The sequence below is a fragment of the Streptomyces sp. NBC_00443 genome (assembly GCF_036014175.1).
Taxonomy (GTDB): domain Bacteria; phylum Actinomycetota; class Actinomycetes; order Streptomycetales; family Streptomycetaceae; genus Streptomyces.
In genome coordinates this window covers 3,264,351-3,278,653 of the sequence record NZ_CP107917.1, presented here as the reverse complement: position 1 = coordinate 3,278,653, position 14,303 = coordinate 3,264,351, and the positions used below count along the sequence as shown (strand labels likewise).

The 14,303-nt window shown below is 72.4% G+C and carries 13 protein-coding genes; 2 read left to right on the top strand and 11 right to left on the bottom strand.

The window, feature by feature from the left end; genetic code table 11:
- The first annotated feature begins 22 nt into the window (after positions 1–22).
- Positions 23–1,666, top strand: a complete 1,644-nt coding sequence (locus tag OHO27_RS14410) for an NAD(P)/FAD-dependent oxidoreductase (protein WP_328423915.1) — start codon at positions 23–25, stop codon at positions 1,664–1,666.
- A complete protein-coding gene (locus OHO27_RS14405; protein ID WP_328423913.1) occupies positions 1,659–3,023 on the top strand; it encodes a hypothetical protein in 1,365 nt (454 codons plus the stop codon). The genes OHO27_RS14410 and OHO27_RS14405 overlap by 8 nt, the downstream gene beginning before the upstream one ends.
- A 73-nt stretch (positions 3,024–3,096) precedes the next feature.
- On the opposite strand, the gene OHO27_RS14400 is transcribed toward OHO27_RS14405, so the two are convergent.
- From OHO27_RS14400 to OHO27_RS14350, 11 genes are all read right to left on the bottom strand, one after another.
- Positions 3,097–3,387 (bottom strand): DM13 domain-containing protein, encoded by a 291-nt coding sequence (locus tag OHO27_RS14400; RefSeq protein ID WP_328423911.1) that lies wholly within the window; start codon positions 3,385–3,387, stop codon positions 3,097–3,099.
- A 321-nt stretch (positions 3,388–3,708) separates the two neighbouring features.
- Positions 3,709–4,092: a hypothetical protein gene (locus tag OHO27_RS14395; RefSeq protein ID WP_328423909.1), complete on the bottom strand. Its 384-nt coding sequence runs from the start codon at positions 4,090–4,092 to the stop codon at positions 3,709–3,711.
- A gap of 53 nt (positions 4,093–4,145) precedes the next feature.
- The gene (locus tag OHO27_RS14390) at positions 4,146–5,039 is read right to left on the bottom strand and encodes a hypothetical protein (protein ID WP_328423907.1); all 894 of its coding nucleotides are present in this window, start codon (positions 5,037–5,039) and stop codon (positions 4,146–4,148) included.
- 122 nt (positions 5,040–5,161) lie between these two features.
- Positions 5,162–5,863, bottom strand: a complete 702-nt coding sequence (locus OHO27_RS14385) for a flavodoxin family protein (protein ID WP_328423905.1) — start codon at positions 5,861–5,863, stop codon at positions 5,162–5,164.
- Positions 5,864–5,938: 75 nt separating this feature from the next.
- A complete protein-coding gene (locus OHO27_RS14380) occupies positions 5,939–6,328 on the bottom strand; it encodes a CU044_2847 family protein (RefSeq protein WP_328423903.1) in 390 nt (129 codons plus the stop codon).
- A gap of 30 nt (positions 6,329–6,358) precedes the next feature.
- Complete coding sequence (locus OHO27_RS14375) at positions 6,359–7,582, bottom strand: ABC transporter substrate-binding protein (RefSeq protein ID WP_328423901.1); 1,224 nt, start codon at positions 7,580–7,582, stop codon at positions 6,359–6,361.
- On the bottom strand, positions 7,579–8,394 hold the full coding sequence (locus tag OHO27_RS14370) for a hypothetical protein (protein ID WP_328423899.1): 816 nt from the start codon (positions 8,392–8,394) through the stop codon (positions 7,579–7,581). The genes OHO27_RS14375 and OHO27_RS14370 overlap by 4 nt, the downstream gene beginning before the upstream one ends.
- 83 nt (positions 8,395–8,477) lie before the next feature.
- Complete coding sequence (locus OHO27_RS14365; protein ID WP_328423897.1) at positions 8,478–9,929, bottom strand: VWA domain-containing protein; 1,452 nt, start codon at positions 9,927–9,929, stop codon at positions 8,478–8,480.
- Between the two features lie 84 nt (positions 9,930–10,013).
- On the bottom strand, positions 10,014–12,131 hold the full coding sequence (locus OHO27_RS14360; protein ID WP_328423895.1) for a protein kinase domain-containing protein: 2,118 nt from the start codon (positions 12,129–12,131) through the stop codon (positions 10,014–10,016).
- Between the two features lie 10 nt (positions 12,132–12,141).
- The gene (locus tag OHO27_RS14355; RefSeq protein ID WP_328423893.1) at positions 12,142–13,848 is read right to left on the bottom strand and encodes a S1 family peptidase; all 1,707 of its coding nucleotides are present in this window, start codon (positions 13,846–13,848) and stop codon (positions 12,142–12,144) included.
- A gap of 65 nt (positions 13,849–13,913) precedes the next feature.
- Positions 13,914–14,111: a hypothetical protein gene (locus tag OHO27_RS14350; protein WP_328423891.1), complete on the bottom strand. Its 198-nt coding sequence runs from the start codon at positions 14,109–14,111 to the stop codon at positions 13,914–13,916.
- Between the last annotated feature and the right edge of the window lie 192 nt (positions 14,112–14,303).

Sequence of the window (14,303 nt, the reverse complement as noted above, 5' to 3'; positions counted from 1 at the left end):
CGGCCCGCTCGCACTGAGCGGCATGACTCTGCTCGGACGACTCTTCTTCGGCGTCATCGCCGCACTACCCGGCGGCGCGCTCGTGGCCGTCGTGACCAAGCCTCCATGGCTGCCGTGGGCCGCCCACACAGTGGTGCTGGGAGCCGTGCTCGGCCTCCTCTTCGGGGGCCACAGGCAGAGCAACGGCTCGGCCTTCTCCGCCGGCCTGCTCATCGGCCTGCTCGACTGGGTGGCCTGGACGCTCACCCTCGCCCCCGCGTTGGAAGGGCAGAAGCCCTCGTGGACGATCGCGGTGGCCGTCTCGCACTTCCCGCAACTCGTCGGCGCCGCACTTTTCGGCGCGATCGCCGGTCTCACCTTCCATGCGCTGTCGGCCTGGTTCCCGCCCCGGCTCGCGCCCCAGCGGGCCAAACCCCATGTGTTGATCGTCGGTGGTGGCTTCGGCGGGGTCGGCGCCGCCCGGGAACTGGACCGGCGTCTCGGCCGCGGGCTCGACGCCCACGTGACGCTGATCAGCGACTCGAACTTCCTGCTGTTCACCCCGCTCCTCGTCGGCGTCGCCTCCAGCACGGTCGAGGCCAGGCATGTGAGCGCCCCGGTGCGCGCCGGGCTCGGCCATGCCTCCTTCCTGCACGGGCGGGTGGCCTCGATCGACACGCAGAACCGCAACGCGTACGTCTCCGCGGGCAAGGAGGGGATGCTCCGCGTGCCGTACGACCAACTGGTCCTGGCGGTCGGCGCGGTGCCGCACTTCTTCGACCTGCCGGGAGTGGGCGAGCACGCCTTCGCGATGAAGTCCGTCGAGGACGCCACGAGGCTGCGCAACCAGGTGCTGGGCGCGCTGGAGCGGGCCGACCTCGAATCGGAACCGGCCGAGCAGGCCAGGCTGCTGACGTTCGTGGTGGCGGGCGGCGGCTTCGCCGGGACGGAACTGGTGGCCGAACTGTTCGACCTCGTCCATGACGTACTCCACTTCTATCCGCGGCTGCACGGGATGCGGCCCAGGTTCGTGATCGTGCACGCGGGGGAGCGTCTGCTGCCGGAGCTGTCGCCGCAGCTCGGCCTCTACGCGCAGCGCAAACTCGGCGGGCGCGGCATCGAGTTCCGCCTCGGCGCGCGCGTGAGCAAGGCCACCTCCGAGGACATCACGCTCGACTCCGGCGAGACCATCCCCACCCGCACCCTGGCCTGGACGGCGGGCAACCGGCCGAACCCGCTGGTGCAGCAGGTCATGCCGTCCCCGCTCACCGTGGAACCCACCATGCAGGTCCCCGGCATACCCGGCCTGTGGGCCCTGGGCGACTGCGCGAGGATCCCGGACCTCGCGGGCGGGTTCCATCCGCCGACCGCGCAGCACGCGATCCGCGAGGGCAAGGCGGTGGCGAAGAACGTCGCCGCGGTCCTCCGTGGTCGCCGTCCCGTCCCGTTCCGCTTCGGCGGGCTCGGCGTCCTGGTCTCGCTCGGGCACCGCACGGCAGCCGGCGAGATCGGCGGGCGGCGGGTCTCCGGTTTCCTCGCCTGGGTCCTGTGGCGCTCGGTGTACCTCAGCAAGCTGCCCAGCGTGGAGAAACGGCTGCGGGTGCTCGCCGACTGGACTCTCGACCTGGTCTTCCCCAGGGACATCGCCCTCTCGACCGAATCCACCAAGGAGGACCGTCATGTCTGACGCCGGAAGCGTCACACACAACGCCGGACTCGGAGCCCTCGCCGGCCTCGCGGGAGGGCTGGTCTTCGGCGCCGTAATGGCGGAGATCGGGTACCTGCCCACCGTCGCGGCGATCGTCAGAACCGACTCGCCCGGCGTGGGCTTCGCCGTCCACCTGCTGATCGCGGCGGTCATCGGGGCCGTCTTCGGCGCCCTCGTCGCCCGCCAGCGCGAGCTGCTGTTCTGGGGACTCGCGTACGGCGTGCTGTGGTGGTTGCTCGGGCCGTTGACCCTGCTGCCGTTCCTGCTGGGCAGGCCGGTGGCCTGGGACGTGGCGTCGGCACAGGCGCTGATCCCCAGTCTGCTCGGCCACCTGGCCTACGGTGCGGCCACGGCCGCCGTCCTCGCCCTGCTGGTGCGCAGGGAGCGGGAGTTCAGGCCCGGCCTCCTGGTGCGCGCCTCGGCCTCGGGGCTGCTCGTAGCCCCGGTGCTCGGGCTCGGCCGGCAGGGGCTGCTCGTCGGCCTGTTGGTCGGTGCCTCGTATGCGGTGGTCTTCGGCGACACCCGCGAGGGCACCGGCCCCGCCCTGATCCGGGGTGCCGCCTTCGGCTTCGGGTGGTGGGGGCTGGCGGCCGTCACGGTCGCGCCGCTGCTGGACGGCCGCGGCCTCGACTGGACGCCGGCCGCGGTGCGCACCGCCGTGGAGTCACTGCCCGGATACGTGTTGCTGGGTGCCGGTACGGCCTTGCTCAGCGGCTGGCTGGGCGGCCTGTCGCGGGCGGTGTTCTCCGACGACGTACGGCACGCCCAGGAGGGACGGCTCACCGGTGGGCGGGTGATCTCGATCTGGCACGGCGTCATCGCCGGGCTGGCCGGCGGCGTGCTCTTCACCGGCGTCATGGTCGCCGTGGGGTTCCTGCCGGCCGTCGCGGCCCTCGTCGGCTCCGAGTCGGAGGTCGTGGGCCTCGTCATCCACCTGCTGATCTCCCAGGCCGTCGGCGTCACGTACGCGGTCTTCTTCCGGCGTCGCAGCTTCGACCCGACCTCCGGGATCGGCTGGGGTGTGTCGTACGGCTTCCTCTGGTGGGTCCTCGGCAATCTGACGCTGCTCCCCGTGCTGCTCGGGGCCGACCCCCGGTGGAGTGCCGCCGCGCTGGCCGTGTCGTTCCCGTCCCTCGTCGGTCACCTCGCCTACGGCGCCGTACTCGGCCTGGTGTACCAGCGACTTGAGGAGCGGGTCGGCCCCTGGCATCTGACCCGCAGTGAGGCGGCCGCGGCCCGGGCGGCAGCCCGGCACGGGCAGACGCTGAGCGCGGCCCCCGCGCTGTGGAGCCTGATCACCTGCGTGGCGCTGATCATCCCCATCCTGGTGTCGTAGGAGGTCCCGGAACAGCAGTGGGGCGGGTGGCATGGCCACCCGCCCCACTGCTGTTTCCGTGCGGTCTGTTCCGTCAGGCGCTCTGCTTCAGTTCGGCCGCGCCGAACGACACGCTGAAGCGCTCGCACCAGATCGTCACCGTGGAGTACTTGTTCAGGTCGGTGCCCGCCGGGATCGCGTAGTTCTGGTTGCCTTCGTTGCCCTTGAGGTCGCCGAGGTCGACGTGCTTGCCGTCGTCGAGGTTGCCGCCGCCCTGCTCGACCGGCTGGTCGCTGAGCCACACGTGCAGGGCCGGACCGTCGGAGGTGCGCAGGTCCTTCAGGCGCAGGGTGGCCTTTCCGCCGTCGAGCTTCAGGACCTCCACCGAGCCGCTGGTCTCGTGCTCGTGGGAGACGAAACTGCCGCTCGCCGACGGCTTGGCCGCGGCCCCTGTTGGCCGGTGGCCACGGGAGCAGCCTCATCCACGCGGTCCGTGGTGAACAGCCGCCAGGGCTGGAAGAGGTAGAGCCCGACGGCCACCGCGACGACGACCACCGCGGTGGTGATCCACAGGAGGGGACGGTTGTTTCGGCACATGAGGGTATTCCGTTTCTGTTCGATCCGGTTGGTGTTTCAGGGCCCGCACACGGGACCCACGCACAGGGCCGGCCCGGGGATGCCGCCCCGAACCGGCCCTGAACTCTGCTTAGCGCCAACTCCAGTTGACGGCGCCGTAGGTTCCCCTGGTGGTGATGTCGATGCCCCGGCTGTCGGCGTAGCTGAACCCGGCGAAGACGTAGCTGCGGGGACCTTTCCACTGCCCTTGGACCGCGTAGAGGTTGACCGCCTGGTTGGGGTCCTTGAGCACGGGCGAGATGGTCTGGCACTTTCCGGCAAGCACGCGGAACGCGTAGCCGCCGTGCTTCGGGAACTCCACGACGGTGTCGTAGCCGCTGCCGTAGTTGCAGAGACGGAACTTGTGGGGGGTGCCTGCCTGGGCGGTGGCCGCCGGGACGAGGGCGGCGGTCGCCGCGATCATGGTGGCGGCCGCGATCCGGGCGGACCACTTCGTGAGTGTGCTCTTCTGCATCGTCTTCCCTTGTCCCTGTCCCTGTCCCAGTTCTTGTCCGCGCCCTTGGCCGGTCAGCACTGGTGCTCGGCGGGGCGCGGCTGCTCGGGGGCGGTGGAGTGTTCGGGGGCGGTGGAGTGCGCGGCCCTATCGCGGCGCAGCTCGTCGGCCTCGTCACGGACGGCGTCGAGGCGGACCTCGAGCATGCCGACGCGCTCGCGGTAGCGCTCCAGCTCGGCCCGCACGAACTCGGCGTCCGCCACCTGGCGGGCCGTCTCCTCGCGGATCGCGGCGGTCTCGTCAGCGAACTTCTGCTGCGCGATGTCGAGCGCGGTGACGGCCATGTCGGCCGCCTCCTCGGCGAGTGTGGCGCGCTCCTCGGCAGCCAGGATGCGCTGCGCGGCGGCGCGGGTGACCGTCTCGATCCGGGCCTCGGCTGCCGCCGAGTCCGTGATGATCGCCAACTCCTCTATGTAGGCGGGCAGTTCGGTGGCGAGTCGGCTGATGAGCGTGACGAGGGCGTCGCGCGACTGAGCGGCATCGTCGCCGTCGGCCGTCGGCATCGCCGCCATGGCCGCCATTTCACTGGTCATGACGTCCACCGACGTCTGCTCGGACGCATCGGCCACGGGGGCCTGCCCGTGGTCCTGGGGCACCACCTCCGCGCCGGGGACCAGTCCGGGCGCATGTCCGGAGGGGGCGGGCCAGGACTGACCGGCGACCGGTGCCCCGGTGCCCGTCGCCTCGTCCTTGGCCGCCTTCTTGGCCTCGGCGGCCACGCGCTTGTCCTCCTTGCGCTGCTGCCGCTTGGCGCGGAACTTCCGGAACGCGCCGAGCGCGTTGTGCTCGGGGTGCCCGCAGTAGCGGGACGCCGGGCCCTGCGCGTCGTGCGCGTGCGGCTCGGGCGGGTTGGTGCAGCCCGGGTAGGCGCAGGTGGGGACGGTCATCTCGGTGGACTCGACGGTCATTTTCGGGCTCCTCGTTGCTGAGGTACAGGTACTGACGTACTGAGGACTGACGTACTGAGGACTGAGGTACTGAGGACTGAGGTCCTGACTCACTGGCTTGTGGACCTGCCGGACCTACCGGGTCAGCGGTATTCCGGGTTCTCGAAGTCGAACCGGCACCCTGCGTCCCACTGCGACCGCTGGTTGCCGTGCGCCGGAACGCCACCGGCGTCCTTGAGCAGCCGGGCCAGATGCAGCAGGTTCCACGTCATGAACGTGGTGTTCCGGTTCGTGAAGTCGTTGGTGGGACCGCCGGAGCCCGGATCGAGGTAGGAGGGGCCCGGCCCGGCCTCCCCGATCCAGCCCGCGTCCGCCTGCGGCGGGATCACGTATCCCAGGTGCTGAAGGCTGTACAGGACGTTCATGGCGCAGTGCTTGGCGCCGTCCTCGTTGCCGGTGATCAGGCAGCCGCCGACCCGCCCGTAGTAGGCGTACTGACCGGCGTCGTTGAGCAGGCCCGAGCAGGCGTAGAGGCGCTCGATGACCAGCTTGGCGACCGAACTGTTGTCACCCAGCCAGATGGGCCCAGCGATGACGAGGATGTCGGCCGCCATCACCTGCTGGTAGATCGACGGCCACGCGTCGCGCTCCCAGCCGTGCTCGGTCATGTCCGGCCACACCCCTGTGGCGATCTCATGGTCGATCGGTCGCAGGTGCTCCACGCGGACGCCCTGCTTCTCCATGATCCGCGAGCTGAGGTCGATCAGGCCCTGGGTGTGGCTGCGCTCCGGGCTCTTCTTCAGCGTGCAGTTGAGGAACAGCGCACGCAGGTCGTCATGGCTCATACCCCTCAGTGCGTGCGGCGGGCCGAACGTTACAAGCGACGCTCGATTTCTTCAGGCGCTTCTTCAGGCGCGAGGTCAGGACGGTGTGGCAGCACCCGAGTTCGTGCCGGAGCCCGGGCTAGAGCCCGCGCCGGTGCCGGTGCCGGTGCCGTTCCCGTTCCCGTTCCAGCGCAGCGTGACGTCGAGGTGGGCGCCGGCCGTGGCGCTCGACAGGACCGCGCCCAGCTTGGCGTCCAGGACGACGCCGAAGGTGACCTCCACCTCGTCGGGCCGCTCGGCCAGGGACCGGAAGCCGCCGATCACGTCGGACGCGGCGGCGGTGACCGGTGCCAGGGCGTCCCGCAGGGAGGTCGCCGCGCTCTCCAGACGTGTCCCGAGTCCCACCGCGCCGGTGCCCGCGCGAGCCGGCGGGGCGACGAGGACGACGGTGCCGTCGGAGAGGGTGAACTGGACTGCGTCCGGCATGGGGGCTCCTGGGGGGGCGAGTTGGGCGCGTCAGGCGTGGCTCGGGGTGCCGCAGAGGGGAGTGGGCGGCGGGGAGTCCCGCATCTCCCGCTGAACCCTGTTGAGCGCCTCCAGCAGCGAGGGCAGGTCCTTGCCGTTCGCGTACTCCAGGACCGCTCGGTAGAAGGCGGCGGACACATCGGGATCCATCGCGTCGGCGGCGCTGAAGCAGAGCGTGTAACCGGAGCGGAGCATCCCGGCGATCCGCTCCTGGGTGTCGTTGCCGTACGCCGTGACCTTCCTGTTGGCCGAGAGCGCGAACCCGGGTGCGTCCACCCAGGCCTGCTGGGCCTGTTCACTCGCCAGGTAGGAGATGAGCCGGTCGGCGCCGGCGTTGTTTCCGGTGAACTTGCCGACGAAGTCCGCCGAGACCTCCAGCACGCGATCCGGGGACGGCGTCACGTACGTGTACGTGCCGGGTGTCACCCGGTCCGGCTCGAAGCCCATCGCGGACAGCGCGCCGTGGCCGAGGGAGCAGGAGTTGTCGGTCATGCCGTCGGCGGCCTCGCTGAACCTGCGCGTGGCCGCGCCGTCGGGGGCACTCCCGATCAGATCCCCCCAGGCCCGCCACGCCGTGTCGACCGGCGCCGAGTCCCACTTCAGGTCGCCCGACACCCAGGCCTCGTACGTGTCCACGCCCGCCTCGGCGAGCAGCAGGTCCGCGATCCAGTCGGCGCCCGGCCAGCCGGACGTCGGGCCCGACTCCAGCCCCAGGCACCAGCTCTCGGGCCGGGCGCGCAGTGCGTCCCAGGTGCGGGGAGGGGGCGGGGCGACCTTCGTCGCGTCGTACCAGACGAGGCTCTTGACGTCGGCCTTGACGGGGACCGCGTAGACGTCGCCGTCCTCCATGGCCAGCTCGCGGAACGGCTCGACGTACGCGGCCGTGTCGACGGCGAGTGGCTTGAGCGCCCTGTCCTTGCGGTACTCGGAGATCGCGCCCACGCTCGGCAGCACCGCCAGGTCGGGCGCCGCCCCCGCGGCCACGGCGGCGTCGAGTTGTTGGGTGAGGGCGCGGGTGACCTGCGGTTCGACGTCGATGCCGGGGTTGCGGTCCTCGAACGCCTCGATGACCGAGTAGAACGCCTTGAACTCGGTGCCGGACCAGGGAACCATGATCGTCACCCGCTCCTTCTCCGGCCCGCCGCAGCCGGCCGCCGCCAGGAGCAGGCCGAGGGCCAGGGCGCAGCGCACGAGTGGTGCCGTCGGCCGTCTCATGGGTGCGGGAACCGGTACTCGTCGATACGGGGGCGGTAGGCGACGTATCCGAGCCCGCCGGCGGCGATGAGCAGGGGCAGCGCGATCGCCATGACCCACCCCTTGCCGGGCAGCAGCGGATCGCTGCACGCGGTGACGGCGACGGACGCGGTCGCCAGCAGGGCCAGGCCGAGCGCCGGGCTGGGGTACTGCCGGAAGTGGCGGGCGACGACATAGCTGCTCGCGCAGGCCAGCAGCAGCATGACGGCCACCGGCGTGATGAACAGGGGCCACAGCAGGTAGGGGTTGAGCCAGCGCGACCGGAGCTGCTCGTCCAGGGCCAGGATCTCGATCTCCCGGAGATCCTCGAGCGATTCGATGAGCCCGCCCGTGAACCGGACGTCACGGCCCTCGTCGTCCTGTTCCGGCCCGTCCTCGACGGCCGGGATGGCCGCCGCCGCCCCCTGCGGGCCGCTTGCCAGCTGGAGACAGGTCGTCAACTGGCCCTGGACGAACTGGATGTGGTGCAGCCCCTGCTCCCCGGCCGCGTTGCCCTTGGTCGCCGAGGTGAGGAGGGTGCTGACACCGCTGGTGGCGTTGGCGAAGCCGATGCCGGTGCCGATCAGGTCGACCTCGCCCGTGGCCGCCGCCGCTTTCCTGAGCTCGTCCTTCGCCCGTACGGCCGCCTCGCGTGCCTCCGTGAGGTCGTCGACGGCCTGGCGAGTGCGGTCGGCGGCAGCCATCTGGTCCCCGGCCCGATCGGCCACCAGCAGATACAGCAACGCGGTCAGCGCCACCATGCTCAGCACGCCCACTCGGAGCCGGCGCAGCACGACGACGGGATGGGGCCGCCGCGATCCCGGACGTCCCCGTACCCAGGGCCTGCGCGCCAAGGGCCCGTGCACCCCCACGTCCCTCACGACGCGTCCACCGGCTGACCGCCCGCCGCGCCGTCCCCGAACCGATGCCCGCACTCCTCGCAGAACTTGGCCGAGACCGACGTCGACGCCGTACGACACTGCGGGCATTCGCGGGGCGGCAACGGCACGTCGGGTAGCGGGAGTTCGGCCGCGTCCACCCGGGGCGCCACCGTCTTCGTCGAGTCGACGCCGATCCGCTGGATCTCCGCCCGGGAGACATCGCGGCGCACTCGCAGCCGCCCGTCGGGTCCGGTGGTCGCCAGTGCCCGCAGCAGCCGTAGCCGCACGGTGTCACGGAGGTCCTGCGCGAGGCCGGTCGCCAGGCGCAGTTCGCGGTCGGCGCGTTCGAGGTCTCCGCGCAGGTGGGCGTCGGCGCAGGCGCGCATCGCCATGCCGAGTTCGCGTTCGTTCTCGACCCGGGTGAGATTGGCCGACCTGGGGATCCCGAAGCCGGGTGTCGAACGACGGCGTACCACCATGGCCGCCGTGTCGGAGCAGGGCCGGCGCGTGCCGTCGGGGCGTTCGGCGTGCAGGGTGATGCGGGCGGCGCGCAGGTCCTCGTCGACGGTGAGGGCGTGGGGGTCGAAGCGCAGGGAGACGTGGTACTGGCGGGATTCCGGGGGCCACGAGCCCAGCGGGACATGCGTCTCGCCGTCCTGCGACTGGCGTGCCGTCAGTTCGGCCTCGACGGGGCGGGTCTGGCGTACGAAGGCGAGCTGGAACCGGTCGTTGAGGCGCAGGCCCAGGTAGACGCGGGGCACGACGATGCGTTGCGCCTGGCGCATGAGCCGGGTGAAGTCCGCTGTGAGGTCGGAGACGGCCACGACGGCCGCGGCGGTGCCGTGCAGGGCCTCGGTGATGCGCAGCAGCTCGGCGTAGTGCCAGTCGCCGCCCACGCCCCGGGCGTCGCACACGAACTGGTCGGTGCACGCGGTGAGTACGCTGCCGAGCTGCTCGGCCGTCTCGTGCTCGTCCTTGCCGTCCGTGTAGAGCACGGCGTGGCGCACGGTGCCCGCAGCGGCCACCGACGTGAACAGGTGCTGGGCGCAGGCCAGCCACTGCCCGATCGCCGTGCCGCCCTCGGCGAACTGGCCGACGACCCGCAGCTTGGCGTCCTCCCGTGTCAGGGCGTCGACGCGGGCCAGGCCGCCGGTGGCCGGGAAGATCACCTCGGCCTTGTGGTGGCCCGCGACGATCCCCAGGTAGGTGCCGTCCCGCAGGGTGTCGATGGCGGCGCACATCGCGCGCTTCGCCTCGTCCAGCTTCCGGCCGGACATGGACAACGACCGGTCCATGATGAGGATTTCGGCGCCGGGCCGGTCCGGGACCGCGTGCGCTTCCGCCTCCGCGGCGGAGCGTGCCGTGACGGTGACGAGGGCGTCCGCGCGCTGCTCGTCGTGGGCCAGATCCGAGGGCGCGTCCACTTCCAGGGCAAAGCTGAGCCCCAAGGGCGACCTGTCCCCCACCGGCACCACCCGATCGCGTCGCTGCGTGTCCCTTACGGAGCGTGTAACCGTCCCTTACCTGGCGTATCAGGAGCTTAGCGTTCTGGGTGTTCCTCCGAAACGGGAATGACCGCTTCTTCCACGTCGTCCGGCCCTTCTCCACCGCAGCGGGGGGCGCAGCCGGTTCGCCAGGTCCACCAGTGCGACGTACTCGCGCTCGGTGGGCGCGTGCGGGCCGAGTTCGCGGATCGCGTCGGACAGTTGCTCGCGGTCGCGATGGTGCAGGAAGTGCGCGTACCGGATCTCCGCGCGCAGTCCCGCGGCCGCCGCCGCGTCCACGTCGAGGCCGTCCAGGCCCGCCCCGGCCCTTTCCAGGTCGTCCCCGGTGGGCCCGCGGTGGGCGGACCCGTCGAGGATCACGACGCTGAGGCGTACGGCCGCCACGCGCGCCTCGCGTTCGTAGCGGAACTCCTGCGCCAGCCGTACGGCCGTGCCCACCGCCTCGGTCCGCTCGCCGACCAGCAGATGGACGCGGGCCAGTCCGAAGCCGGCCGCGCCGAGTGCGGGGGTGGTGTCGAAGACCGCGCCGTAGTGCGACCGGGCGGCGGCGAGGTCGCCCCGGAGTTCCGCGCACAGGCCGAGGGCGAGCTGCGGTATCAACTCGCCCGGCACCGCCTCCCGTACGGTGGTGAACGCCCGGGCGGCCGACCGCGCGTCCTCGCGGGCCAGTGCGATCAGGCCGGAGTACCAGGCGTGCAGCCAGTGCCAGTCGGGCAGGCCCGCCGCCGCGAGCGCCCGCTCCGCCAGCGCGGGGTCCCTTCTGCGCAGGGCGAGCCGGCTCTCCGCCAGGGCACGTCCGGCCGAGCCCGCCATGTCCGGGGCGTCGGGATCGGACAGCGGGGCCGGGAGCGCGGCGGCGATGTCGCCGGGCTCGGGGGAGGCGAACGGCGCCCGCATCGTCAGCGTCGCGTCCTCGCCGGGCCGCGCCTCGACCCAGTGGGCAAGGGGCCGGGCCGCGCCGAGGCCACCGTGCAGGGACTCGGGCATCGAGCCGAACAGGGCCGACGGGCGCGCCACTTGACGATGGGCCGGCGCCGCCGCGACGACCTGCCGGATGACGCCGCTGAGCTGTTCCGCGAACTGCCGCGCCGACACGAACCGTCGCCAGGGCTGCTCGGTGTCCGTGGCGCGGTCCAGCAGCAGCCGGAGCGAGTCGACGCCCGGCACCGAGCGGTCGGTCCAGCGGGAGTGGCACATTTCGCGCAGGGTCATGCCCAGGGAGTACAGATCGAAGCCCGGCGTCGGACGCCGATGCTCCGGATCGCCCTCCGGGGGTGCGTACGGCGGGGTGTACGCCACGACCGGTCCCGCGTCCTTCTGGCTGCGCACCGCGCCGAAGTCGATGAGCCGCACCCGGTCCAGCGCGCCCGCCGGGCTCTGCTCCCGGAACCGGATGATGTTCAGGGGTTTGACGTCGCAGTGCAGCAGGCCCCGGGCGTGCAGATAGTCGAGCGCCTGGAGGATGCGGATGCCGTGCGCGAGGAGGGTCTCGAGACGGTCGCCGTCACCCGCCGAGAGCGGCACGCCCGGGACGTACTCCAGGACGAGATGCGGCCCCTCGTGCTCGTAGCCCAGGATGCGGACGATGCTGTCGTGCCGGAGCCCGACCAGGACGTCCCGTTCGTGCAGGGCGGTTCTCGCGACCGACTTGTTCAGGGCCTTGAGGACGACGTGGGTGGCGAGGTTGCGGTCGTGGACGAGGTAGGCCGCGCCGTACGCGCCCGAGCCGAGGACGCGTTCGACGTCGTAGCGGTCGGCGATGGTGAGGCCGCTGGGCTGGGCGAAGTCGAAGCGGGTCCCGCAGCGGGGGCAGAAGCCCTTCGTCCGGCCCGGTTCGCCGGCCGCGCCCCGGCCGACCGGCTCCCGGCAGGAAGGGTTGGCGCAGAAACGATGCTCCTCGGCGACGGGGTCCGCCGACGGCAGCGGTACGTCCGGGACCTCCGGGCCCCGGTCGGAGTCGACCAGGCCGAGCCCGTACCAGGGGTCCGGCCGCACCTGTGCCACGCCGACGCCCGCTCCCCGCACCGGCTCGGGAACACGGACCGGCGGCGCGGCGTGGTCGCGCGGCAGCGGGCGCCGGTCGCACGCGTCGCAGAAGCCCTGCTCGTCGATCTCGCCACGCCCGCAGTCGGGGCGATTGCACATCGGCACGGCGTCACCCTTCCTCGATACGGCGGTTGACCTCGTCCACGTACCGGTCGACCGACCGGCGGGCGGCCGCGAGGTCGATCGGCACGGTCTGCAGCGCGCGGGCAGCGGGGGCGTGCAGTTCGGCGAGACGGCGGTCCTCGTCGCCGAAGTACCGGGCCGCTCGCAGCCGGTGCAGTTCCAGGGTCGAGGAGAGGTCCTGGTGGGCCCCGGACAGCCGGCGCACCTCGCGGTCGTAGCGGGCCACGTCGGCCCGCGCGGCGACGGCCCGGTCGTGGACCGCGGTGAGTTCGGGGCTGGGCTCCGTCACCCGGGCGACGGCCAGCCGGACCCGCAGCCGGGGCGCGGCGCGGGGCGGCAGCCGGGGCGGGGCGAAGAACCGCACGCCCCACTCCTGTTCCAGTGCGGCCGCGGCGTCCTCCTCGGCGGCCAGCAGTCCGACGACGCCCTGGGCGTTCGCGGCGGTCACGGCCCCGACGGCGGGTCCGCGGATCGGTTCCGGGTCCAGGGACACGTCGTGGGCGAGACCGTCCGGCGCAGTGCCCTCGAAGCCGAGGACGAGACGCAGGCCCCGCGACCGGGCCCGGCCGGCCAACTGCCCCAGCAGATCCCGTACGAGCGCCTCCGGGTTCTGCGCCCGGTCCACGCCGCCCACCACCAGACAGGCGGGCGGCCGGCGCCGCAGCAACTGCCGCGCCACCGCGCGGGCGTCCCCGCCGGGGAGCCCGAACCGGCGCGCGAGGTAGCCGCACACGTCGGCGACCGACCTGCCTCGGGCGTCGTAGGCCGCGTCGATGACGCCCAGCCCGAGAACCGTGTCGCCGGGCGCGCCCGTGAGTTCGTCGTCGGAGACGGTGGCCCTGGTCGCCGGGTCGGCCGTGCGCACCAGGCGCACCAGCCAGGAGTCGCCGACCGCGGTCGTGCCGCCGGTGCCGACGACGACGGTGCCGGACCAGCCGCTGTCGAGCAGCCGGGTGAGCTCCTGCGTCAGGGCGAGCCGCAGCGGGTCGCCCAGCACGTCGTCCGCCAACACGCCGCGGGTGCGGCCCAGTTCGTCGGTGGGGTCGCCGTCGAAGAACCCCAGCTCACCGATGCGGGGCAGATACGACAGCACCGTCTCGGTGGGCAGCATCCAGGCCGCCTTCGCGTCGCCGTCGACATAGTCGGCCACCACGATGCCGATCACGCGCCCGTCGAACTCGCCGCCCAGCGCCATCACTCCCGCGCCCGAATACCCGGGCTCGATCCACGGATCGCCCTCGCGCACCCGCTTCAGCAGCCCCCACTCACCCTGCCGGCCACCGGACCCCGCGAGCCGCGCGTCCGTCCCCATGCCGACCGGGTCGGCATGGGGAAAGCCGTACACGCGCACCGCACCGCCGGAGATGGGCGCCTTCCACAGGGTGGTGCGGGTGCCGCACCCGGCCGGTTCGTCGAGTTCCAGCAAGGCCACGTCACCGCGCTGCGTATCGTCCCTGTGCACCCAGGTGCCCGGGGCGACGTGCCCGACACGGCTCCACTCCGGGCGGCACGCGACGCTGCTGATCCGCACGTGAGCCGTGGTGCCCCCGGGGCCCGCTCCGGCGTCCCGGACCACATGCGCGCAGGTCAGCACATGCCGGTCGTCGAGCAGTACGCCGGCGCCGCACGGCGTGCCGTCCTCGTCGTCCACCCTCACGCGCCATGGACCGTCACTGTGGTGATGCAGCGCCATATGCCCACGGTATGGCAACGGACGCCACATCGACCCGAGTTGTCCGGCCAGGTGCGCCCTGTCCCTCAGCCATCCGGGTTCGCAGCGGTGTCGGTTCCTTCCGCGTGCAGGCCGGCGCGCTGGAGTGCCGCCGCGCTGTCGGTCAGGCGGGTGCGGCCCGCTGTGGTCAGTCGGCGCAGACCGTGGTGTGCCGTCTGGGCGAGGGCGGTGAGGGCCGATTCGAGTGCTGCGGTGATCGGGTCGGTGGGGCGGGCCTGAGCCATGGCGAGGGTGGTGTCGCCCCCGGGGCGAGGTCGGGGGTGATCACGCCCTTGGCGGTCAGTACGGCCAACGGGTCCAGCACGATCCGGCCGTGGGCGCGGTTCAGCATGCCGCTGACGCCGTGAACCCCCTCGTCACCGAGCTCGGCGGCGAGCGCGTCCAGGCCGCCGGAGGCGATGCGGGACGTCGATCTG